This window comes from Fodinibius salsisoli, assembly GCF_026229185.1.
In the GTDB taxonomy this organism is placed as follows: Bacteria; Bacteroidota; Rhodothermia; order Balneolales; family Balneolaceae; genus Fodinibius; species Fodinibius salsisoli.
The window spans coordinates 61,606-85,314 of sequence record NZ_JAGGJA010000010.1 but is presented as its reverse complement, the minus strand read 5'-3'; the positions used below and the strand labels follow the sequence as shown (position 1 = coordinate 85,314).

19 protein-coding genes are annotated in these 23,709 nt (G+C 42.3%); 1 reads left to right on the top strand and 18 read right to left on the bottom strand.

The genetic code is table 11. The features are described 5' to 3' along the window. Positions 1 to 21: 21 nt before the first annotated feature. A complete protein-coding gene (locus J6I44_RS14720; protein ID WP_265766913.1) occupies positions 22 to 1,074 on the bottom strand; it encodes a glycoside hydrolase family 43 protein in 1,053 nt (350 codons plus the stop codon). A 164-nt stretch (positions 1,075 to 1,238) separates the two neighbouring features. Between J6I44_RS14720 and J6I44_RS14715 the strand changes: the two genes are divergently transcribed. After that, positions 1,239 to 1,400 (top strand): hypothetical protein, encoded by a 162-nt coding sequence (locus J6I44_RS14715; RefSeq protein WP_265766912.1) that lies wholly within the window; start codon positions 1,239 to 1,241, stop codon positions 1,398 to 1,400. Between the two features lie 384 nt (positions 1,401 to 1,784). Here J6I44_RS14715 and J6I44_RS14710 read toward each other — a convergent pair whose 3' ends face one another. The 17 genes from J6I44_RS14710 to pstC form a co-directional block, all read right to left on the bottom strand. Next, on the bottom strand, positions 1,785 to 2,582 hold the full coding sequence (locus tag J6I44_RS14710; protein WP_265766911.1) for a 3-keto-disaccharide hydrolase: 798 nt from the start codon (positions 2,580 to 2,582) through the stop codon (positions 1,785 to 1,787). Positions 2,583 to 2,601: 19 nt separating this feature from the next. Then, positions 2,602 to 3,477: a glycoside hydrolase family 16 protein gene (locus tag J6I44_RS14705; protein ID WP_265766910.1), complete on the bottom strand. Its 876-nt coding sequence runs from the start codon at positions 3,475 to 3,477 to the stop codon at positions 2,602 to 2,604. A 228-nt stretch (positions 3,478 to 3,705) separates the two neighbouring features. Next, positions 3,706 to 4,041: a hypothetical protein gene (locus tag J6I44_RS14700; RefSeq protein ID WP_265766909.1), complete on the bottom strand. Its 336-nt coding sequence runs from the start codon at positions 4,039 to 4,041 to the stop codon at positions 3,706 to 3,708. A 252-nt stretch (positions 4,042 to 4,293) separates the two neighbouring features. Further along, on the bottom strand, positions 4,294 to 5,547 hold the full coding sequence (locus J6I44_RS14695) for a DUF4998 domain-containing protein (RefSeq protein WP_265766908.1): 1,254 nt from the start codon (positions 5,545 to 5,547) through the stop codon (positions 4,294 to 4,296). 38 nt (positions 5,548 to 5,585) lie between these two features. Further along, positions 5,586 to 6,821, bottom strand: coding sequence for a DUF5000 domain-containing lipoprotein (locus tag J6I44_RS14690; protein ID WP_265766907.1), 1,236 nt, complete (start codon positions 6,819 to 6,821; stop codon positions 5,586 to 5,588). 57 nt (positions 6,822 to 6,878) lie between these two features. Then, complete coding sequence (locus J6I44_RS14685) at positions 6,879 to 8,822, bottom strand: RagB/SusD family nutrient uptake outer membrane protein (RefSeq protein WP_265766906.1); 1,944 nt, start codon at positions 8,820 to 8,822, stop codon at positions 6,879 to 6,881. Between the two features lie 64 nt (positions 8,823 to 8,886). Further along, positions 8,887 to 12,399: a TonB-dependent receptor gene (locus tag J6I44_RS14680; protein WP_265766905.1), complete on the bottom strand. Its 3,513-nt coding sequence runs from the start codon at positions 12,397 to 12,399 to the stop codon at positions 8,887 to 8,889. A gap of 88 nt (positions 12,400 to 12,487) precedes the next feature. After that, positions 12,488 to 13,537 (bottom strand): FecR family protein, encoded by a 1,050-nt coding sequence (locus J6I44_RS14675; protein ID WP_265766904.1) that lies wholly within the window; start codon positions 13,535 to 13,537, stop codon positions 12,488 to 12,490. Positions 13,538 to 14,022: 485 nt separating this feature from the next. Continuing rightward, the gene (locus J6I44_RS14670; RefSeq protein ID WP_265766903.1) at positions 14,023 to 14,616 is read right to left on the bottom strand and encodes an RNA polymerase sigma-70 factor; all 594 of its coding nucleotides are present in this window, start codon (positions 14,614 to 14,616) and stop codon (positions 14,023 to 14,025) included. A gap of 204 nt (positions 14,617 to 14,820) precedes the next feature. Then, positions 14,821 to 16,380, bottom strand: coding sequence for a glycoside hydrolase (locus tag J6I44_RS14665; protein ID WP_265766902.1), 1,560 nt, complete (start codon positions 16,378 to 16,380; stop codon positions 14,821 to 14,823). Positions 16,381 to 16,471: 91 nt separating this feature from the next. After that, positions 16,472 to 17,809 carry a BNR repeat-containing protein gene (locus tag J6I44_RS14660; RefSeq protein WP_265766901.1) on the bottom strand — a complete coding sequence of 446 codons (1,338 nt, stop codon included), beginning with the start codon at positions 17,807 to 17,809 and terminating at the stop codon, positions 16,472 to 16,474. A gap of 23 nt (positions 17,810 to 17,832) precedes the next feature. Then, the gene (locus tag J6I44_RS14655) at positions 17,833 to 18,858 is read right to left on the bottom strand and encodes a LacI family DNA-binding transcriptional regulator (RefSeq protein ID WP_265766900.1); all 1,026 of its coding nucleotides are present in this window, start codon (positions 18,856 to 18,858) and stop codon (positions 17,833 to 17,835) included. 306 nt (positions 18,859 to 19,164) lie between these two features. Continuing rightward, the gene (locus tag J6I44_RS14650) at positions 19,165 to 20,202 is read right to left on the bottom strand and encodes a porin (RefSeq protein WP_265766899.1); all 1,038 of its coding nucleotides are present in this window, start codon (positions 20,200 to 20,202) and stop codon (positions 19,165 to 19,167) included. A gap of 137 nt (positions 20,203 to 20,339) precedes the next feature. Next, positions 20,340 to 21,029 (bottom strand): phosphate signaling complex protein PhoU, encoded by a 690-nt coding sequence (gene phoU, locus J6I44_RS14645; protein ID WP_265766898.1) that lies wholly within the window; start codon positions 21,027 to 21,029, stop codon positions 20,340 to 20,342. A gap of 39 nt (positions 21,030 to 21,068) precedes the next feature. Next, a complete protein-coding gene (gene pstB / locus J6I44_RS14640) occupies positions 21,069 to 21,899 on the bottom strand; it encodes a phosphate ABC transporter ATP-binding protein PstB (RefSeq protein ID WP_265766897.1) in 831 nt (276 codons plus the stop codon). A 41-nt stretch (positions 21,900 to 21,940) separates the two neighbouring features. Beyond that, entirely contained in the window at positions 21,941 to 22,798 is an 858-nt protein-coding gene (gene pstA / locus J6I44_RS14635; protein WP_265766896.1) for a phosphate ABC transporter permease PstA, read from the bottom strand. Then, positions 22,791 to 23,666 carry a phosphate ABC transporter permease subunit PstC gene (gene pstC, locus J6I44_RS14630; RefSeq protein WP_265766895.1) on the bottom strand — a complete coding sequence of 292 codons (876 nt, stop codon included), beginning with the start codon at positions 23,664 to 23,666 and terminating at the stop codon, positions 22,791 to 22,793. The genes pstA and pstC overlap by 8 nt, the downstream gene beginning before the upstream one ends. Between the last annotated feature and the right edge of the window lie 43 nt (positions 23,667 to 23,709).

Here is a 23,709-nt window from a genome sequence, read left to right as displayed (position 1 = left end):
AAAATGAATCCTATTTAAGTTTTATTCACTGCAGGTACCAGATGGTTTCTCTAAAGATTTGCCAGCAACTACCGGACGATCGAACTGAGGTGATCCATCCTCTTGCCAGCCGAATGGTTGCATATGGATCACCCGGTTCCAACCCGGATCGGTGCTCACCTTAGTGTGATAGGCAATCCAGTGCTCTTTGCCATCAGGAGAGGTCGTAAAACTAGCGTGTCCTATTCCATGGACTAAGTCGCTACCCTCAAAGACAGGTCCACTTTTTTGCCAGTGCTCGGGATTCATTGGATCCTCTCCTACCAGTTTCAGCTGACCCAACTTGTAGGATGGAAGCCACGACTGACTGGCCGAATAAACGATGAATACGTCTCCATTATGTTTCAGAATCTGAGCACCTTCATTTATCGGCAGTGAAGAACTAATCTCCCACTCTTCTTCCGGGGAAGATATCTTAACCCTGTTACTACTGATCGTCCAGGAGTTCTCCATTTCTGCTATATACAAATGTTGAGGTGTTTGATCAGTATCTCTGTTTTCTTCCCAACCAGACCATATTCCATATAACTGGTCTTCATGCTCTAACACCGTAAGGTCAATAGACCAAATATTATCCGCTTTTGTTTCAATATCATTTCCGGTATATAGTTGACCTTTATCTATATAGCCTCCCATCGGGTCGGCTGTTTTAGCCTGTAATACTCCACTTCGTTGAGATATAAACGGACTTCCCGGCTTTTCTCCCGCTGTGTAATAGATGTACCATTGGCCATTTACAAAATGTAACTCTGGTGCCCATAGGCTATGCTGATTCCAACCCGTTTCGGGAAGCGACCACACAAGTTTTTCATTCTGCTTTATATTTGTGAGTTCTTTGCTCTTGGATACATATAGCCCTCCCCCTCTTGATTCTATGTAGTAATAATAATTTCCTTTCTTGGTAATCCAAGGATCTTGTCCCTTTGCTACAGGGTTCGAAAATGTACAAGGGATTAAACTATCATCATCTCCATTATTTTGACCTGCTGAACTACCTGGACTACAAGCAGTTGCAATTCCAATAATTAGAACCATTAACAATATCCTTGTAGGAGTCATCTTCTCCATTTCTTAAATCGAAAGTATTAGTTTTTAGTAATAATCTTGAAATGCCAACACGTATTTAATCTTATGGGCGTATATAGCTGGTACGCCGCTTGTTATCCCGCAGTAGCCCATCGCCTGCAAACGAAGTAACATTGCCAGAAACCAATGGCTGGATGCTTGGCGGTCAATTCGAGCAGCCCGTTGATGATCAACTGATCATGCTTCGGCTTGGGTTTGTTGCTATAGGTGCGGCGGGGAATACCTGCTACCTTTTGGCTTTACTCCTGTTGGCCCAAAATAGAGATGGAGCGTAATTTTTTATAATAGAAAGTAGTGAATTTTATCTACTTTCAGGGAAGTCCACAAATGTTATCGATAACAACCTGAACTAAAGATACAATTAGCGATGTTAATGTCAAACTTTTTTGAATAATTTTGAACATCTGTGATATTTTTTCCAGATGAGCTACCCTCCAATTACGTTTAGCAAAAACACCAAAAGCTGTAATAATTGAATGCAACAAAAGTCCATGGAGCTATGACAGAAAGGGTAAAAAGAATGACTCTACTTGAACATTCTGGTCACAACCGGACGGGGATTTAATAGCAGCTCATTAAGTATTACCAACTCCTGTATAAGACTCACTCTAGCCACTCTGTGATTGATTAGCCATTTGCGCCCAAGATGAAATAGGAGTTTAGTTCAAAGTCTTGATTTTTATATCCTTAAACTCTACGCCCTGCCCCTCTGACTGTAATCCAATATATCCTTCTTTGAGGGCCTTTCCATCAACTTTTATATCCGGATCAAAGCCATCTGCTACCCCGCCTCCAATCTGAGGCTGAGTATATTCCAACACCTTTTCTCCGTTGACCTTATGGATAACCAGCGAGTCGCTGTACACGATAAGGTCTGCTTGCACCCATTGATCCCACTTAAAGCTTTTGGAAGAAGAATTGATACAGTGGCGGGGATCCTTTTCTCCTTCGAAGAAAACGTCGGTCCCGGGTGAACACATATTACCCGTAGATCTTCCATTTCCCTCAGCATCGGAGGCCAGCGTCTGGTATTCCACCGAAATGGGCCAGTCCTGTTCTTTTAAGATAGTAGCAGGATCCTGGGAGTGAAACATAACCCCGCTATTGCGATAGGTATAACCCGGAGCGTCTTCGAGCCATTTATCAGTGAACCGATATTTGAATTTAAGGTGGAAGGATGAAAACGGTTCCTTATAAAACAAGTGCCCGTAACGTTCTCCAAATTTATCGTAATCATCGTAGTTTACCTGTATCACTTCATCTTTTACCCGGAAGGTATTGGCATAATTGTCTCCGACTTCGTGGTGATGGATTTTGGTAATCCAGCCATCCAAATTTTCACCATTGAAAAGCGTTTTCCACTCACTATCACCCGTATTTTGCGCTTTGGAACCGCATGAAATAACGAATAGTACTATTAATGGTAACAGCGGCCAGACATACTTTTTTTGCTTCATTGATTTATATAATTAAATGCTAATTTCGCTGATATACACGTACGTAATCTACTTTATATTGTTTGGGAAACGCTGTGTCAGATGGATCTCCCCCATTAGATCCCAGCGCTAAATTTAACAAAATATAGTGAGGCTGGTGAAATGGATTAAACCCATCAGGATTGAGCGTGATTTCCAGATCAATTTCGTTTAAAAGCTCGTCATCCAAATATAATCTTATGGATTCTTTTGTCCAGTGCATTTTCCAGATATGAAATTTTTCCGGCCATTGTGGATCTTTTTCTAAAAACGTAGAAAAAGGCACCTCTTGATCATCCCACACCGCTTCCCACTTCTGCTCGCTGGCCCAGGCGGCGTTGGCAAGAATGGTCTGCTGACCATCCACCTTGTAGAATTCCATGATATCAACCTCTCCATTGGCGGGCCAGTCCCGGTCTTCGTGAGTCCCGAGGGTCCAAATAGCCGGCCACATTCCGTTGGCGGTGTCAATTTTCGCCCGAACTTCTATGATGCCATATTTAAACTCCTGCTTACCTCGGGTGTTTATACTTGAGGAAGTATATTTGGCATACTGACGATTTTCCCGCCAGTCATTGCTTGTAGAATCATAGGAAGTGTTTGGCACCTGCTCACGCCTCCCCTCTATTACCAATTTACCCTCTTGTATGGTAGCATTATCCTTTTGATACCATTGAAGCTCTTCATTTCGTACGAATCCATGCTCGTACGACCAGTTAGAAGTATCTGGCTTGTTCCCCTCATTGAATTCATCATGCCAAACTAATGTGTAGCCTGGCTTAGAAGGAGCATCATCTGATTTATGAACAGACTGGGCAGAACTGTTGCAGCTGATCCCCATTAGTACTGCCATAGTTACAAGAATTTTCGAAATCATGAATTTAATCTATTTATTCGCAAATACATTTCCTTAGCTTATTAAATTCTCAGATTCGGCATCCCCTTCTTCCAGAGAAGCCAAAAAAATAAAAACTATAAAAAGGAACTGACGTAACCTATTATTCAGTCTTGTTTTTGTAAATGCTCATTTTATTCCAGACTATTAAACATTTAACTACCCTTCTTTTAAGCATTTATTATGCTCAGTGTCCTATATATTAGTTACTCATATCGGCGATTTTTCTCTTTGCCTTTTTAGCTCCATTATTTCAGAAAGAACTTCATATCCTATAAATAAACTGCCGCTCCAAAGAAATACTTCCAATCCATATCCCCACAATAATTGCAGACTAATTGAAACAGACAAGCCTATAGTAATTGCTATGAGTGTAACAGTTTTATTCATATGCCAATATTTTTTCAGCCCTGACACCAAAACGGAAGCGAAAAGTACATACCCCAACCACTTCATCAAAGACAAGCCAACGCCAAAGATCAGGTGGGATATTATTGATATAAAAACCGTTACTACGCAAGTATAAAGAACAGTCTTATTGCTCATTATTGCAATAGTTAACTGATTAAAATATCAGATATAACGAGTGGGTCGGTTAAAAAAATGTTTTTGTTACCAACATACGGCTTCATCGGGCGACTGGGGTTGTCGCCGGATGAATATGGTAGCCTTTGAGTAATCATTATGCCTGCATTTATTACTCGCCTTAGCTATACCTTAACCAAAATGCTCCGCTCCTTCATTAGTAAACATAAGCTCCATACATACCCACTATCAATTTAGGACTTAATAATCGTACTATTCCCCGTGTTTAAAGAATTCAAACGACATAATGTTGCAGTGTCTACCATTAGAGGTACCCGGATATTGTTCGCTTACATTGCCACCCGGTTGTGTTGTCGCATATCCCACCGATACTTCTTGCTGCTGATTGATAGTAAACTCAACTTTAAAATCTTCGGGATCTTTGCTCTGTAAAATTCTGGAGTATCCGATCGTAGCCGCATCATTTTCAATAGCTCCATCATCCACATCAGGCAGAATATCACCTTCAGCGACGACCAGATAAGCGTAGTCACCTTCTCCTTCATTACTGGTATCATTACCATTGCGCAAATTAGCTTTAAAAGTATAGGTCCCGGGAGAAAGGGTTACCGTTTGATAAATCTTTCCATTTGTGATACCTGGAGCCCCCCATCCCGATTCCACATTAAAAATATTGCTATTCCATTCATCCCATCCGCCATGATCATCATGGATTCGAATGGCATCGTTGGTTGTCCAGTCTGCGAGTATTCCCCACCGGCCTGAGGTTGAGGATGCTTCAAAAGGGACACTGTAATTTTTCAGGTACGTAACTTGTGGAATATCAGCCTCGTATTCGGTATAAAAAGTATCAATACTGGTGGGTTCCGGCAGAAACATAGTCCGGTACTCAAATTCATCTCCAATCTTATAATTGGGGAGCTTGACATCTGAGCTATCAACAGGAACAATTTTAGTCTGCATCTGCCCATTAGAGTCTGTATATCTTATTTGAGTTGCAAATACGCCACTGGATAAATCCATACTTCCAAATTCAACAGTGGTATTTAAGTTACCCGCATATAACTCTTTATTTTTAACCGGCCGATTTAACAAGGAAGCCTGATATTTTTCCCCGTAAACTTCTCCACTTATGTTTACAGGAACAGAAGTATTCCCCTGTTCATCATGGGTAACAATTTCGAAATTGTAGACCTTTTCCTCCAGGTCTTCGATATAAATTTGAAGCGTATCTATCCCGCTGGTTCTCTCAATAGGTACCGTTATTGAATCTCTGCCAGCATTCCAGGATATCTTAGCGCCGGTAATCTTGGGATCAGAAATTAACAATCCTTCGATCAGTACTCGATTTTCTCCCGAATGAACCTTTACTGAATCCGCTTTGCCGGTATAAGTTCGTTCCCCATCTTCAATATATTTTTCGTGCTGGTACATATCTGAACAGGCGGCAAGACCCAATACCAGGGCTATGACCAGTATATATCCTTTGGCTATCATGATTTTCATAATGCTAAATTTTTAATTTTGATATTAAATGCTTGCTCTTACCGGGAATCGCCATACACTTGTACTTCAGCGATGCCTATGTTTGTACTTCCACCCCAGTTTTCAAGTGACCGAAATCGTAAATACCGCACCTTTGGAGCATTGATATCAAACTCCCAGCTAAAGCCCGCATTTGCGGTCTGATAATCTTCATTATTTTGTTGTCCATAGGACAATCCAGAGGGTTTGGTCTCTTCAAAGGTACCGAGCTTGTGCCAGTTATCCTGTTGCATCCAATTTTCGGGATCTTCAATGCTCGGATCGGAAGCACCCCATATTTCAAACTTTCTGGGACAACCCAGGTAATAATAAGTTCGCCCAAAACCACCACTCGAATAGTACTCGGGATAATCCCAAATCCGAATGCGGCTGAGTTTGGCTGTTTGTCCAATATCAAAAGTAAAGGTATGCGGTTCTGACGGTGTATGGGCCGCCTGTGTCATATAGATATTGGGCCAGTTAATAATATCACCATCCCAAAGACCATACATGGGAGTACTATTATGGCGGGGCGCATCGCCCTCTATGCGGTTAGCATTATAGTCCGCTTGCGGAATAGGAGCCTCATATAGCGGGGCTATTTCTGTAAAAAGGGTATCGGTATAATTTAGCCAGCGGTCGCGCACGGTAAATGCAAATTCCTGCCGCAAGGTATCTAATCCTCTTAAAGTATATGCCACCTCATTCGTTGAGGTGTAGATACTATTGGGATTGGTTTCCCATTCTCCAAAATCATTCTTTTGTAAAATAAGAATCGCAATATCATTTCGCTCAGGGTTTGCTGCTTCAACCTGGATCCCTCCAAAAGCAGCTTGTGTTTTTAGGCTTTTAAAAGTATCCCAAATTGTAGATCGTTTGGGCTCGATTGTTACCGAGGTAGGTTCTGAAGCAAGCTCACCCTTATCCACAGCATACAATTCTACAGTATGTTCCAGTGAGTCTGCATATCCCTCAATCATCATGGAATTGTTATAAAAGGATGACTTAACCTCCATTTCTTTACCGGTGCTCAGCGTATACTCTGCCCTTACATATAACAGGTCTTCATCATCGGGCAATGTATAGGTAAGCTTGGCCCCGCCGGGGACATTTTCTACGCTAACGTTTTGCACTTTCCCCGGTGGAGTACCATCTGATTCTATGGAATCATTGACCCCACTTTTCTTACAAGATATGATTAATGCCGTGCATACTCCGATTAGTAGCAAATATTGTTGTATTTTAAGCCAGTTCATATTGCTATATTTTTATTCCTTAAGGTTTTCACTCCACGATTAATCCGAGATCCATACTTACCAACCCGGATTTTGTTGTAAGGCCGGATTTTGAAGGATGGTATTTTCATCAATAGGCCACAGATAATCACGGGGAGCCACAAATTCTTGCTGATGCAGGGTTCGAATCTGGTAATAGGATTCTGCTTCTTCACCGTAGACATTCCAGCCTGTGATTGGTTCATTGAACTCTTCGCCTGCTCTTTTCCATCTTCGCAGATCCCAGAAGCGTTTCCCCTCGAAGGCAAGTTCAATGAGTCGTTCTTGTTGAATAATCTCTCGTAACCCTTCTTGGGTGGTATGTTTGGAAGAGTTGGTTGAATAATTCTTCCATGAAGCCTCTACCCCCTCCAAACCTGCCCGGGCCCGAACACGGTCAATATACTCGTAAACCTCCTGCGAAGGACCTTGTGTTTCGTTTAACGCCTCTGCATACAGCAGGTAAAGATCGGCAAGGCGCAATTCGGGCCACGCATACTCTTTATAAGAAGCGCCGGAAGAGCTCATCGTTTGATTCCAATCCACCAATTTTTTGATATAATATCCGGTCACATTAAAGTGAAAAGCATGAGTCGAACCGGAATAGTCACCAAATTTAGCCCGTATAACCCACGTATTTTCATCCGAATTACTGGGACTGTCATATTTATAGAACGTGCTGCCATCAAAGCCGAGATCTGCATAAAATCGAGGCTCTCGGTCGAAATTTAGCCGTGCTGTTTCGAAGCCCTCTTCTATATTATATTTCTCAGAAGCATCGGCCGTACGAAGTGCTGCTTCTTCCGTAAAGTCCAGTGTTTTATCTTCGCTGATGGGCACCCCATTTTCTGAATAGAACATCCGTGCTATTTCAAGCGGGGCAGATAGTATTTTTCGGGCATTATTATGGTCATGCTCAGGATCTAACGGTACCATAGCCAACGCCTGCAGGGTAGTAGTTGTACTATTGGAATTACCCCAGATAATTTCCGGATTCCACCGTTCGGCCACGGCCTGCCTGATACTTAGCTTCGTCCGTGTGGTATCGGTAAGATCGAAGGATGACTCTCCAAAATCATACAGTTGATGTCCATTGGCCCGGGCCACCTCTATAGCTTCTTTAGCTGCCACAGCTGCAGAATCCCATTTCTCAACCTCAAAATTTGGATTTATGAAGGGCGTTCCTTCTTCATTGGTGAAGTTTGAAAAATCTGTATTGCCGTTAAATAAAGGACTTGCAGCTGTTGCCAATATTTTAGCTTTAATTCCCAAGGCAATAGGTCTGGTAAGACGCCCCAGCTCCGTCGCCCTGTCATCAATACTATTAGGCAGTTTATTTTCAGATTGATTAATCAGTTGAATAACATAGTCTACCACTTCATCAACCGGTTGCCGGGGCCTCTGGACTTCACCTTCGGGGGCATCTACCGAAATATTTTCTTCAATAATAGGGATGGGCCCATACATTCGCATCAATAGAAAATGGAAATATCCTTTCAAAAATTCGGCTTCTCCGATCCATCGCTGCCGTTCCAAGTCATTGAGGTCGGGCACCTGATCAGGGTCTTTCAGGTTTTTCAGAAAAATATTGCAGTGACGAATTCCCTGGAATAACTTGTAATTATCCCCTGGCCCCGCGCCATCGTAATGTCCGGACCACGAATCGTAGTAGGGATTTGAAACGCGCTGGTTATTACGGGCTATCTCAAAAGAGAAGACGTTGCCTATACTTGTCTCATATGGAATCCAAAGCTCATCCCCGGCCAGCATTCCGGTGTTATAATAAACATCTCCATTTCTGGGCAAATAGGAATATAACGTGAAAAGATATTTTTCGGCCTCATTACGGAGTTTAAAGGCGTTGTCGGTGGTTGCCACATTATCGGGCACGACATTTAAAAAGTCGCACGATTGTGAAACCAACGCGATTCCTGCTACTACAACCGCAACGATCCCCCTGCGTATGGTTACTGATAGTTTCATAGTCATTCGTTTTTGATAAAAATTCATACTCAAATGGATTTATTTTTTGCAACTCGGCTTTTCCCTACAGTTCAACCTCAATGCCAAAATTAAACTGGCTCTGGATGGGATATCCCAATCCATCAGCACCCATTTCAGGATCCCAAAGTTTAAACTTGCTCCACACGGCTATATTGGTAGCCGTTGCATATAATCTTAAATTTCGGAGCCCTGCTTTTTCAGCTACACTTGCAGGCAATTGATATCCCGCTTCTAATGTTTTGAGCCGGAGGAACGATCCATCCCGCATCCACCAAGTGGACTGCTGATTATTATTTTCAATAAAAGTGTTGCTCATCCGTGGCCAGAACGAGTACAAGTCGCGATTTTCTTCCGACCAGTGGTCGTTGGCTATTACATCAAGGAGTCCATTTTGTGAACTCCCATTTATTACAAATGGTGATATATTTTGTGAATTAATAAAAAATGATGACCGGGCGGATCCCTGGAAGAAAAAGCTGAAGTCGAAGCTCTTAAATCCTACGGTCCCACCAAGTCCATATATTATTTCGGGTGTTGTGGGATACCCAAGAGGCACCCGATCAGCTCCAGAGATAACACCGTCATCATTCACATCATAATATTTAATATCACCGCCCATATATTCCCCAAACTGGGTAGGAGCGTTAGCTACTTCGGTATCGTCAACGAACAGTCGCTCTGCGATATATCCAAACCGTTGAGAAATAGAGTGCCCTTCTTGCGAACGATATTCCATTCCTGCCGGATAATTGATTTCGTCAACTTTGGTCTTTTCGCTTGTAGCATAGGTCAAATTACCCCTCATTTGCGCCCACCAGTCTTTCGAAATCTGTTTCTGGTAATCAAGAGAAACATCGACCCCCTGGCTTTGTGCCTCTCCGGTATTGGCTGAAGGTGTCGCCATTAGTCCCATGCTTGGATTTAGATACGAACGGGGCTGCAGAATATTCGTTCGGTGGCGGCGATATACATCTACAACTAAGTTTGTTGAACTACTGAAAAGGGACAGATCAAAGCCCAAGTTTATCTGTTCTGACTTTTCCCAGGAAATATTGGGATTGGAATATCTTGAGGTAGAAACACCCGGCCGCGAATAATCGTACTCTTCTCCAAATGTTGCGCTATACGTATTATTATTTAAATTAACGCTCGACAGATAAAAGAACCGATCTCCCCTCGCTCCAATAGCATCATTACCGATCAGACCATAACTGGCTCGCAGCTTTAATTCACTGATGGCTCCATCAAATGGATTAAAAAAGTCTTCATTGGATATACGGTAAGCAAGTCCCAGCGATGGGAAGAAGCCAAATCTATGATTCTCGGCAAATCGCTCGGATCCATTATAGCCAAAGTTAAATTCGAGCAGGTACCGATCATCAAAACCATAGGTAAAGCGACCCGATAGACCGATGTTACGCTGGGGTAATGAGGATTGTACATTGCCGGCATTGCCGGTCTGATAACTCGACATCAGGCCAATTAACATACCCGAAACTGCATGTTTATCAACAAACGTACGGTTATAATTAACGGCGGCCTCAACGTACATGTCTGAATCCAGTGATTTTGTCCCCTCATTATAGTTGAGGTATTCAGAACCAGTGACCCCTACAGAATTGGTACTCCCATCATTGAGCACCCGTAAATTGGTGTCTCCCGTCGATGTATTTCGATAAGAATTATAATAGAAGGGATTATACTGCCGGGCGACATCGAAATAAGAATACCGGTTAAGGTACCCCATAGCACGGGCAGACAAGCCGGTGGTCACAAAATCCAGATCTTGCTTAATCTCAATTTGTGGACGAATAGTAGACCGTTTATAAACCTGGTAGCCTTTGACCATTTCAGCATACGGATTGGTGAGCAGTGTATTGCTTCCTCTGCCCGTAACTGCACCGCCAAACATAGGGTGCTCTAACCACGGACGCATAGAGGAAGGATATACAGCGGGAAACTTAACGGGATTTGACCAGATAGCTGCATTGAATATCCGCTGGCCGCCATCAATTCTATTACCATTTTCATCATAGCCGCCCACCGGACCCGAATAATTATCAAATTGTCCATAAACCCGAATAATACCTTCCGTGGTAGAGGTAAGATCAAGGTTGATATTACTTCTAACTGAATAGTTTTGCAGGCTAATATTGTTATTAAAGTCGTTTTGCCCATCAACTTTCAGTACCCCGGTATCGCGGTTATACGTTCCAGCCACATAATATTGAACTTTATCACTACCTCCACTGGCACTCATATTATAACTTTGGTTAACAGTATAATCCTTAACCAACTGATCTATCCAGTCATTGTTGGGATATAATAAAGGATCATCTCCTGCTTCTGTATGATCAATTTTTGACTGGCTATACGGCAAAATAGCATTGGGATCACGTGTCAATGCAGCCTGATTTGCTAAATTCATGTACCGTATATTATCAGCGAACTGAAAATTTTGCGTATTTGTAGAAACCTTAGTTTCAGCACGAAATTTAAATAAAGTTTCGCCTGAATGACCCGATTTTGTTTTAATTAGAACCACACCATTTGCTCCCCGGGCGCCATATACCGCTGCAGCAGTGGCATCTTTCAGCACAGAAAAGGAAGAGATGTCATCTGGCTGCAGGCGGGCCATATCGGTGGTGGTGGATTCTATCCCATCAATCAAGATTAAGGGATTCACCTTACCTGCCCCAAAAGTACCCAAGCCGCGAATGAAGAAATCAGAATTATCAGCTCCCGGCTCACCACTACGTTGAAAGCCAATCATTCCGGCAACCCTTCCCTGCATCATAGTTGTTAAATTACTGCTCGGACTTTTTTGCAGCTCCCCAACTGAAACCGTTGAAATGGAACTAACCAGGCTCTCTTTTTTTTGCTCACCGAACCCTACTACAACCATCTCCTCCCCTTCTACTGTAGTCGGATTTAGGTTTACATTAATAGTAGTACGGCCATTAATTGGTACTTCTTTTGTCTGGTAACCTATAAATGAGAATACCAGCGTATCCTGCAGTGATGGCACGTTAAGCTCATATGTTCCATCCGTGTTCGTACTGGTCCCTTGAGAGGTTCCTTTGATGGCAATATTGACCGCGGGCATCGTTTCTTCTGTTAAAGCGTCCGTTACGCGGCCCGAAATTGTTTCTAACTGCTGTTTTACTTCTTTCAGAGCTTTATGATTGTCGTTGAAAACAACCAGTTTTTTACCCTGAGAAATGCCGTACCTCAGTTTGGTGCCCTCCAGCAACCTATACATAACTTTATTGAAAGTGACTCTCCTAAGATTTACCGTCACCGACTTATTTAAGGGCAAAATTTCTTTACTATAGACAAGGCTAAGCCCGTTATTTTCAGCCAGTTGGTTGAGGGCATCCAATAGTCTTTGCTCCTCTAAATTAACAGAGATTATCTTATTTGTTATTGATGCTGATTGATTTTGATCAGGATATTTGATCAAAGAACTCGCGACTAAATCGTTTGAGACATTTTCGGTTTTAGAGCCGGATTGGCCAACAGCATACATATTCATTCCTGAAACGAATATGATCATAAGCATTAATAGTAAAACAAAGCTCCATTTGTCACTATATTTTAGCATAGGTTCCCTCCTATCATTAGGTTTCTGGTATAAATTTCTTTCATTCATCTTCTTTGTCCATAAAGGTTATATGTCCATCTTTTTTCTCATAGTCTATTCCCATCGTAAGAGTAATAAGGTCCAATACTTCAGATACGGCTTCATCCCTAAACTCGCCTGTAATAGTACGTTCTGTTAAAGAGGAGTCGACAAGATTATACTTTATTCCATACCATCTGTTAAGCCTCTTTAATACTTCCTTAAAGGGTGTATTTTTAAATATTAGCCTCCCTTCTACCCACCCTATATACAGACCTAAATTCTCAACATTTTTAACATCAATTTCATCCTTCCCAGACATCAAAGCCATCTTATTGGAAGCCACCTCTATTGTGTTTTCTTCCTTTACCCCTCCAAAAGCTACTTTCCCTTCTTGAACAACAAGGCGTATATCTTCATCAGGGTATGCCTGCAGACCGAATTTTGTACCCAGTACCTGCGTAATTGATTGGCCTGCCTCAATAATAAATGGCCGTTTAGGGTCAGAAGCTACATCAAAGAAAGCCTCTCCCTCCAAATATACCTTCCGGATATCTGAGTTAAACTCAGCAGACACCTTAATTGTACTACCTCCATTTAACCATATCTTTGTGCCGTCATTCAATTTGAATTGGCTACGCTGTCCTTTTTCAGCAACGATCTCTTGCATCACCAGGGTAGCCTCCTCTGCAGAATCGGAATGATTATATCGATCATATATGAACAAAGAAGCAAAAGCTAAAACAAGGAAAAGAACTGCCGCTGCTGCAACACGATACTTAAAAAACCTTGGGCGGCCTCTTACTTTTCTATTTTCAGAAATACGATAAGATTCCTTACTTCTTCTCGAGGCTTCCTTTACTAATCTAAGATGTGAGTGATCTTGCTTCTCCAGATTATTTAAAAATTCATTCCATCCCTCTTCTGCGTCCCATTCTTGTCTGTCAGGACGTTCTTCCCAGATCGCTTTAAGATCATTTATCATACGAGCATGCTCGGGGTCTTCATTGATCCACTGATCAATTTTTTGCTTCTCTTCTTCAGAGCAATTACCTGAAATATATTTCCCCATTTGATTCCAGGATATTCGTTCACTCATTATTCTTACAGTTGGTTTGGATGTTACTTCACCCTATACACAACTGGAATCCATCCTACCCTTACAAAAAATTTTATTTTTTTTGAGAAATTTTCTGACTTAATCGATTTTTCCTCTTTGGGAGAATAATAAAAGATGAGTATTTGCTAGAAATGAAAAACGAAAGGAGCTTAAAACTTAGTCAGAATAAATAATGTTCGAGCGGAAATATATTTGCCCAGGAACCCGAAGTACTTAATAGTTTTGCCTATAACCCATTATACGGTTGAACAAATTTGTAAAACAGGATATGATCTTGGGGCTGTCCTAGGATAAATAGATCAAGGGCCTCTTCCACTCATCCGACTTCATCCCCAGAATTCAGATAAGAAGACCACTTTTAAAGATAATAGCTGGTATGGACCTTGTGAAAGGAAACCACATAATACCTTTGTTTACATACTATGACACAGACAAAATTACATTGAAAAAAAAGCTACCAATATTAATAAAGACTCTTTAACGTGTTCCTTTGTGAATCTTCTCAACTTTTTAAGTGCCCTCCCTATCTGGGTTTCCACTGTTTTAACAGATATATCCAACACTTCTGCAATTTCCTTATACGTTAAGCCGTCATAACGGCTCAAGTTAAATATCTCTCGGCAACGCGCAGGCAGATCATTGATGCCTTTCTGTATAATCTCTACTCTTCGATCATTTACCTGTGCTGTTTTATCATTTATTTTCCATTCACTAACACGTAACCTGACCTCCGTATCAGCTTTCTGTTTGACCTGCTCATGCTTCTTATGGTTCAAAGCCTCGTTACGAACTGATTTATAAAAATATGCTTTAGCATCTTCATGATTATCCCAGAATCTTTTCTGCTCCCAGACTCTTAAAAAAACCGATTGCACAATATCTTTTGCAACTTCTCTGTCATTCACATAACTGAAAACAAAGCTGCATAAATCAGGATAGTGACGCTTAAAAAAATGTTCAAACCGGTCTCTTCTACGTTCAGAATGACGTGCTTTTTTCCCCTTATTAGATTTAAAAGCTAAATCTGACATAACCCCTAAAGTTGTCCCTACATTTTCGTTCTTTTTCTAAATTTCCACCCTTATAGCATGTTATCGGAAACAATTATAAGTGTTGAATATACAATTTTTGAACACATTTTCAATTATTGCCCAAATAAATACATTTCTGGGCAATAATTTTGCACGAAATGAAAGAAAAGGGACTCTATAGATATCTAGTCAGCGTTGCTCCTGCTATTGCCCTACATCTCCCTGTAGGGTCATAATGGAGCGGGCTGGAACCGTAACTGATTCATCACTGGCCACCGCTTCTTGCTTTTGGAGGTCGGCTTCACTGGAGGTCAGATAGGGTGTGAGGTTGGATAGAGTGTGATCGCCGGCATTTTCAAGACTTACCGTTACCGGCCTTTCTCTATCTCCATAATTAACCAGTACAATCGTTAGTTTGTTTTGCTCATCATGGAAATAGGCCGAAACCATTAGCTGTCCGGCAGCTTCTTCTGGTGTGGCGTTATCGGATCGGCTTCCCCCAAGGCGTACCGCCCCGGGACGAATAAATCGGCTAAAGTTGCCTAATCCCCATAAAAGTTTAGAATCATAAACCTCACCATTCTGAGTATCTTTATCGATATAGACGAGCCCGTCTTTATAATCATAAGGGCTCACGGCCAGCCACCACTGCCACGATACCGCGTTAGCGATTGTCATATCGTAATGCAGCACCCGGGCCACATAGAGGGCCGGACTCATGCCCAAATCTCGTCCCCCGCCCTGGATCTGCTCGTTATCTGCCAGGATGCAGTATTCCGACATCCAGTATTCGATAGACCCACTCGCCTTCTCAATACTTTCCCTTACTTTCTGGCGCTGCTCAATCATTTCACTCACTGGCCACGTCGTAAAATAGCTGTGCCCTGCCATCTTTGGGGCTAAGGTTGGCAGATCCTTGACTTTGCTATCCGAACCAAAGAAATGCTCAGCCTGGTGGCTCCGGCCCGTCAGATCACCATCATACAAAAAGTTGATCTGGGCAGCCTCCGGAACCTCTATTTTAGCTTCTAAATTATACTCCCTGATCTTTTGATCGAGAGCCACAATAACTCCGGATATCTGGTCATTCTGATAAGGAGAGCCCTCCTGACCGTTACCTTGCGACCAATCCCACTGCGGTTCGTTCACCGGGCTGATGTAAGTAAACGGAGTCCCCTTATTTTTAAAATACTGTCCTATCCGGGCCAGGTAATCAGCAAAATCATCGTAGTATTTTTCAGAAATATTAGCCTGCCCGCTTCCATCGCCAAATGCTTTGCCTGTTTGGGTAAGCAGTACGGGCGGACTGTTGACAAAGCCGATGAAATCTTTTACTCCACGTTCACTGGCCGCTTGCATAAACCACTGCTGGCCTGCCTGCTTATTCCAATTGTAGGTGCTATCGGCCCTTAAAAAGCTCTCAGCCCGCCGCCAGGGATCACCGATCCCGCTGTTCTTTCCTTGCCTGGCGCTTCCTGCCCCAATATTAAAACGCCAGGTTGAGAGCCCGATCCCCTTTGGATTTCCTTCTGGTGTGGTTTCCATGCTGAAGAGATAGTCCGCTATTTGCTCTCGCTTTTCCAACGGCCAGTTCTTGCCCACAAACTGTGTGCTCCAGGCATCAGAAGCACCAAATCCTTTAACCTCCTGATGCTGATCCTCAAAATTGACGGTCAGTGATAAAGTATCAGTATAGGATGTTACCCTTGTTTCTTCCGTATTTTTATCCTGGCAAGAAAAGGCGCTGATCCAAAATATAGCCAAGAACATTATCTTGCTATAACCTATTCTGTTTTTAATTTCCTGCACAGCCAGAGTTTTTAAAGTTCATTGGATGTTGCAACTTATCTATTACTCAATCCTTCCATTTTAGCACTGAAACAGGCTGAGGTCCCAAAGCTTGCAGAGTTTCCTCATCTCCCTGCCCCACTTTTTGAACAAAGAGATAAAGGATATTTTTCTCTTTCCAGGCTTGTCGATCTAAAGTTGGTTCCCACATTTCAACGGAAGAAGTGTATAAATCCTTTATTTCTTGGTTTTGATAATCAGTGCCTGAGACTTTTGCTATAGAAATTTTGCCACTGCGCTCTAAATCGCGAAAGATCAGGTATAATTTTTCATCTGATGCGATAATCTGAGGACGTGATATGGGAATTCGTTTCGTCCCGCCGCCACTTAGTGAAAAAGGAGTTGTGCGACTCCCTACCTGCTGTGCTCTCCATGTATCCCCATCTTGCCAAATAATGTGATACTGAGGGCTTTTCTCATCGGAAGGACGCCAGTAGGTAGCGATGACAGGTTCCCCGTATCCATTAACCGTCATAGACGTTTGGTTGATCAATTCACTTCCTTCCGGAATATAATATACAACCTCTGCATTTTGCTCGTTTATTGGTAGTTGGTACTCCTTGCTATCGGATGTTCTCCAGGATTTGCCCTCATCCGGGGAATAAGCATACATAACATCATGATTGGTGGCCACATCCCAGCTTTCACGCCATGTCCAGGAAATATGCCAGCCTCCGTTTTCATCGATCGCTACATTATTCATATAGGCATTTCGCTCTCCTTCTCCATCGATAAGCGGATGGGCTATGACAGACCATTTGCCAGAATTTAAATCATATCGATTTAGCATAATATTACCTCCGCCTGATTTGCCTCTCCGATACATAAAAAGCAAATCGCCGTCAGAAAGTTGGTAGAATGCAGGATAGGTGACCCCACTCTCATGTTGACCCGTCATTTTCTGTAGATTTGTAAGCCGGAGGCTGCCCGGTTTTATGCCTTGTGCATATAGAAGGTCTTGTCCGTGCATGCCCCATGAAACATGCAGAAGTCCGTTTCCATCTACCGCAAGACTTATCGCATTATGGGCATCGTTGATGTTCGCTTTATACTGGGTGGGGTGAATTCTCCATTCGTTAGTACCAATTTTTCTTTTGGCCAAAACCATGGTTCCCTGCTCATCATAATAACCGGTAAACTGGGTATCTCCGTGAGTAGTAAGACTATTCTGCCTAAAAATGACGGCATTAATGGAGTTTTGTGCCCAACCCGGGCCTATGCGTGACAGTGTAGCTTCACCTGTTCGGTCATGAAGCAGATCTTCTTGTGCTTCTACCTGGCCCGATAATACAAACAGATAGAGCATACTGTATAAAGTGAACTTTCCCAATCCCCTAACAATCATAATCTTAGCCCTTGATACCAATTTTAAGAATTACATCCGCAGGAAGCACGTATTTTAAGTGTCGTCAACAGCTCTATATTTTCCGTAGGTTCGTCTTCATTTTCAATTGAATCCAGCAGCTTACGTGCTGCTCGTTTACCTACCTCATATGCCGGCTGATGGACGGTCGTCAATGGTACTTTAAGCAAGTTGGCTCGTATATCATCGGTGAAGCCCACAATTGCAAAATCATCAGGAATGGACAGCCCTTCTTCATTAATGGCCTGGATGGCACCAATGGCTGAGGGATCGTTAACATTTATAATCGCCTCTGGAAATTCATCACGAGGAAGGTCCAGTATCTGTTTCATGGCCTTATATCCCGCTTTTTCCTGAAATCCTCCCTCAATAATCCATTTATCAACGAGTGGAATATCATGTTTATTCATGGCATCCAGAAACCCTTGGTACCGCTCACGACCAACCGAAACGTGCTGAGGGCCGCTTAGATAAGCCAACTTTGTAAATCCATGTTCCGTTATTAGATGCTCGGTAATCTGCCGGGCACTTATCTTATCATTAACACTAACACAGCTTGCTCCTATATTTTCTACACAGCGATCAAAGAAAACGATTTCCGTGTCGGACTGTATAAGCTGTTTGTAAAATGAATAATCTTCTACGGTAAGGGATGAAGAGATAAGGATTCCATCCACCCTTTTCGAGCGCAAAGCCTTAATGGCTTTCTTCTCTTGCTCAAACTTCTCATTGGCGTTGGTTAGAAAAAGCTGATAACTCGAACTATTGGTGACTTCCTCAATTCCCCGAACCACTTCCGGGAAGAAAGCATGCGTAATTTCAGGTATCACAACGCCAATAGTATAGGTTTTACTCGAAACCAGGCTTTTCGCCACGTGGTTTGGGGTATATCCCATACTCTGTGCCTTCTCTAATACTCTTTGACGTGTTTTTTCATCAACATTATCCCGATTGTTGAGCGCGCGTGAAACCGTCATTGCTGATATGCCCAGCGCCTCTGCAATATGTTTTAAGGTTACTTCTGATCCCACAATTGTTTTTTTAAGGTGAAAATTTATTTACATAACAAAAAGATAAAATAATTGCTGATTATATGAATCGCTAAAATTGTTTTAAAAGGAGGCTTTGTAAAAACCAGCTATCATCTCAAACGGAGTGAAGTAATCTCTTTCACCCTCTCTATTGAAAGGTTGCTTAGCCAGTTTACAATAACAAGCTCAAATTTCGGGATTTTTCAAGGCCTCCATGAAATAGATACCCAACAAATCCTGCCCCGCTAATTGAAGGCAAAATGACAAGAAGCCTACTCCTCAACAGCTAACTAAACCCTTATAATTTCAAAAGTTGTACGAGAGGGTCAAGCGAGGCACAATATTGGCTTCAGGGTTAGTTCCTGTTTGGGTCTCTCCATAAAAAACGGCTTCAACATTGGGCATCAAATGGATGTTATCGTGTAACAGAAGATCCACACCCCCAACGACAAAGGTAGAAGAACCGGCCTCAGAACTCATCGGCAAATAACTGGTAGATGCCCCTCCCGGATTGGGATCAAAAAGATGATCAGCACGGATAAATCCCCCAACCTTATCGGTAAAATTCGCATTAGCAAATACGGAGATTAAATCCTGTTTTCGCTTGTTTTCCTGATGAATATTATCCTGAAACTGGTAAGAATATAACGCCCCAATGTTGAAGTTATCAGACTGATAACCTGCAAATCCCTGGCCTGTAACGATATCAACATTATTAGGCTGTTCATTCCAATCGCCATATGCTTGTATCACAAAATGCTCTGTCAGCTGGTAACTCAACGAAAGCATGAGCTTTTTTCCTTTATTGAGTTCCACACCATTACTGCTGCCATTACCAACAAAAAAGTGATAGCCGATACGATTATCTTGCCCAAACTCTCCCTTAGCAGCAAGACCAAAATCGCGGGAACTACCAAAATCAAACAAATCTTGGGGAGCCTTTTCAACGGAACGGTAGCCCCATACATCTTCTACTAATCCAAAAGTGGGGGTTGAAGAGATCCCGGCATAGATCTGATGGCTGTTCTTCGACCATTTTAGATAAGCATCTTTAACGGTGGGAGTCATTTCGGTATTTGTGCTCAAATCCCCTGAGCTGTTCATCTCCAGACGAAGACGACTTGAAAAATGATCACTAATGGACCGTTCGTAGGTTAAATAAATGCGACGGAACCAAAATCCATTGTTTCCTTCAACTTCAGAATCATGATGCTGCGCAAACCAGTAATAGTCGCTATACACCCTGCCACTGAGCGTTCCCTTTTCGCCGACCGATACCTGGGCTTGCACATCATTAAAAATTGTAAAAATACTTATTAGACAGAGTATTCCTATCTGTTTCATTATGAGTGTTTTTTGTTATGTTGTGCTGATCTGTTTTTGACAAGCCTGAATAACAATTTGATGAAACCATTCGATCAAATGTTGAAGCCTGTTTACTGCTACCTGTTTCTACAGGTAAACCAAATGAAAGTAAAAGCCTAACTGTCGGATGAATTATTGTTCTGAGATTTCATCTTCTGGTGCTTTAATACCTTAGCTTCAATGTAGAAGATTAGTTCTTCGGCGATGTTCTTGGTTAAATCACCCACCCGCTCCAGTTTTCGAACAATAGAAAAAAGGTAGAGGTAATTTTGAGTCTGTTCTACATCCTCCTGTATGAGTTCGGTCGTTAAACCGGATACCTCTCTGTTTATTTCATTTAACCTTTTGTCAAGTTTGAATACTTTGCGCGCCAGCTTTGTATCCTCGGTGATAAAAGCGTTAAAGATATTGCTCATCATTTTCAAAGAAACAGCATACATTTCATCCACCTTCATTTTCTGGATGGTTTCTTTGTCCATTGCTTTCCCAAAATCAAGGATATATTTGGCAATACTATTAGCATGATCGCCAATGCGTTCCAGGTCAGAATTTATTTTAAAAGAGGCCATCACAAAACGAAGATCCACAGCCACAGGATTATGAAGAGCCAATAAATTCTCACAATCCCTGTCTATTGTCAGCTCCAGGCTATCTACCCGTTTTTCGTTGGCTGTTATTTCATGAGCAAGTTCTTCGTCAAACTGGTCAAGTGCTTTAGAGCCCTTTTCCAGCTGGTTCTTGACCAGAAACATTAGCTCGAGAATGTTATCCTTTAGTAATTTAATTTCGTTGTCTAAGTTCGCCATGTGCAGAATCTTTAAAATGGAACGCTACGGTGAGGGTGTTTAACCGAATCGTCCCGTTATATAGTTTTGTGTACGATCTTTTTCTGGATTCGTAAATATCTTCTGGGTATCCCCGTATTCTACCAGTTTACCCATATAAAGGAAAACCGTATTGTCACTAATTCGGCCGGCTTGCTGCATATTGTGTGTTACAATAGCAATCGTATATTTCTTTTTTAGCTCGGTAATAAGTTCTTCTATTTTAGCCGTCGAAATGGGGTCCAGGGCAGAAGTAGGTTCATCCATCAGCAATACTGAAGGCTTAACGGCCAGTGTCCGTGCCATACAAAGGCGCTGCTGCTGACCTCCGGAAAGTGCCAGAGCCTGTTTATCTAAATCGTCTTTGACCTCTTCAAACAGTGTTGCTTGTTTCAAGGACTCTACCACGCGCTGCTCAATAAAATCCTTATCTTTAATTCCCTGAATTCGAAGACCGTAAGCTACGTTCTCGAAAATTGATTTGGGAAAAGGATTCGGTTTCTGAAAAACCATCCCGATTTTTTTCCGTAATTCTTCCACATTGACTGACGGATCGTAAATATCCTGGCCTTCCAGCAGAATCTGGCCATTCATTGAAAATCCATCAATGTAATCATTCATCCGGTTGAAGAGCCGTAGAAAAGTGGATTTACCACAGCCGGAGGGCCCAATAAAGGCTGTTATTGAATTATCAATGATATCCAGACTAATATCATGGATAGCCTGAAAATCGCCATAAAAAACATCGATATTTTTAGCCCGGAGTTTATACGTCTGGTTCTCTGAGTTAACTCTGGGCTCAGTTTTTACTCTTGTTGCCTTTGGGCCGGATGCTTCTGATTTTACTTCCATAATCAAACTTATTTATACTATAAATTAAGGAGCACTGTCAATTACCAATCGATCTTCCGTTGCCAGCGATGTCTCATATAAACAGCAATACCGTTCATTATAAATGTTATGAGCAACAATATAATAATAGCGGCGGCGGCATTAATAGCAAATTCATGCTGTGGTCTTGATACCCAATTAAAAATTTGGATGGGCAATACGGTAAACTCATCCAAGGGGCCTTGTGGAGCAAATGGTACATAAGCCAGCGCCCCCACCACAATAAGCGGAGCCGTTTCGCCCACTGCTCGAGAAATAGCTAATATAACGCCTGTAAGGATTCCTCCAAAAGAGGCCGGCAAAATCTGATTCCAGATTGTTTGCCACTTCGAGGCCCCAAGTGCTACCGAAGCTTCTTTAATGGTGCTCGGTACGGCACGAATAGCCTCACGCGTTGACACAATGATAATAGGTAAAATGAGGAGTGCCAGGGTTAATGATCCTGCCAATATACTGCTGCCCATATTCATCAATCGGACAAAAACCTCCAGCCCCAATAATCCATAGATAATAGAAGGCACACCGGCTAAATTGGCGATATTGATCTCGAGGAATTTATTTAGCTTATTCTTTTTGCCGTACTCTTCTAAATAAATACCCGCACCAACGCCCAATGGAAATGATATAAGCGTAGTCAGTACCAGCACCCAAAGGGTTCCGATCCATGCGGTATAAATACCGGATCGCTCAGCAAAACGGGATGGCAGGCTTATCAAAAAGTCCCAGCTTAACCGCCCTACTCCCTGGTAAATGATAAAGCCAATAAAAATGGCCAATATCAACAGGCACAGGATGGTAGCCGTCAGGCCCATAGAACGAAAAACTTTATCGTATAATCTGCTCGTGCTTGCTCTATTCATATTCCTCCTGGTATCTTTCCTTAATCCAATAGCTGATGTTATTTAGAATAAAGGTGAAGATGAACAACGTGATTCCCGCCGCAAATATCGTTTTATAAGCCAGCGATCCGTGAGGCACATCTCCCATACTGACCTGTACGATATAGGCCGTGATGGTTTCTATAGGCACTGTAGGATCAAAACCAAATCGCGGCTGCTGTCCTGCAGCAATAGCCACAATCATTGTTTCTCCTATGGCCCGTGATACTGCTAAAATAGCGGAGACAACAATCCCCGAAGAGGCGGCCGGCACCATTACACGGAAGGCCGTCTGAAACTTCGTCGATCCCATTCCGAAAGAAGCCTGCCGCAAGGAATTGGGGACAGAACTGAGTGCATCTTCACTTAGGGAAGAAACAAAAGGAATAATCATAATTCCCATTACAATACCGGGCGACAAGGCATTAAACCCCGAAAGTTCCGGGATAAAGGTCTTGAGGAAAGGAGTCACAATCATCAAGGCAAAAAAACCATATACAACCGTCGGTACCACTGCCAGGATTTCAAGCAAAGGCTTAAGAATTTGCCGGAACCGCTTAGAGGCATACTCGTTGAGATAAATCGCAATCGTCAGACCTACAGGTAATGCCACTGAAATTGCAATAACGGTCGTTAGGAAGGTTCCACTCAAGAGGGGTAAAATACCATAACTTTTCTGGGTGAAAAGTGGAGTCCATTTCGTAGAGGTCAGGAACTCGACAATTGAAACCTGACTAAAAAAACCAACGGCTTCAATGGCCAGTATCAGGATGATACCTATGGTTGTGAAGACGGTAACCAAGGCACAAAAGGCCAGTATCTTTTCAATAATTTTTTCTTTCACATTCATATCCGCAGATATAGGCTACAATTGACAACGGGCGGAAAATATC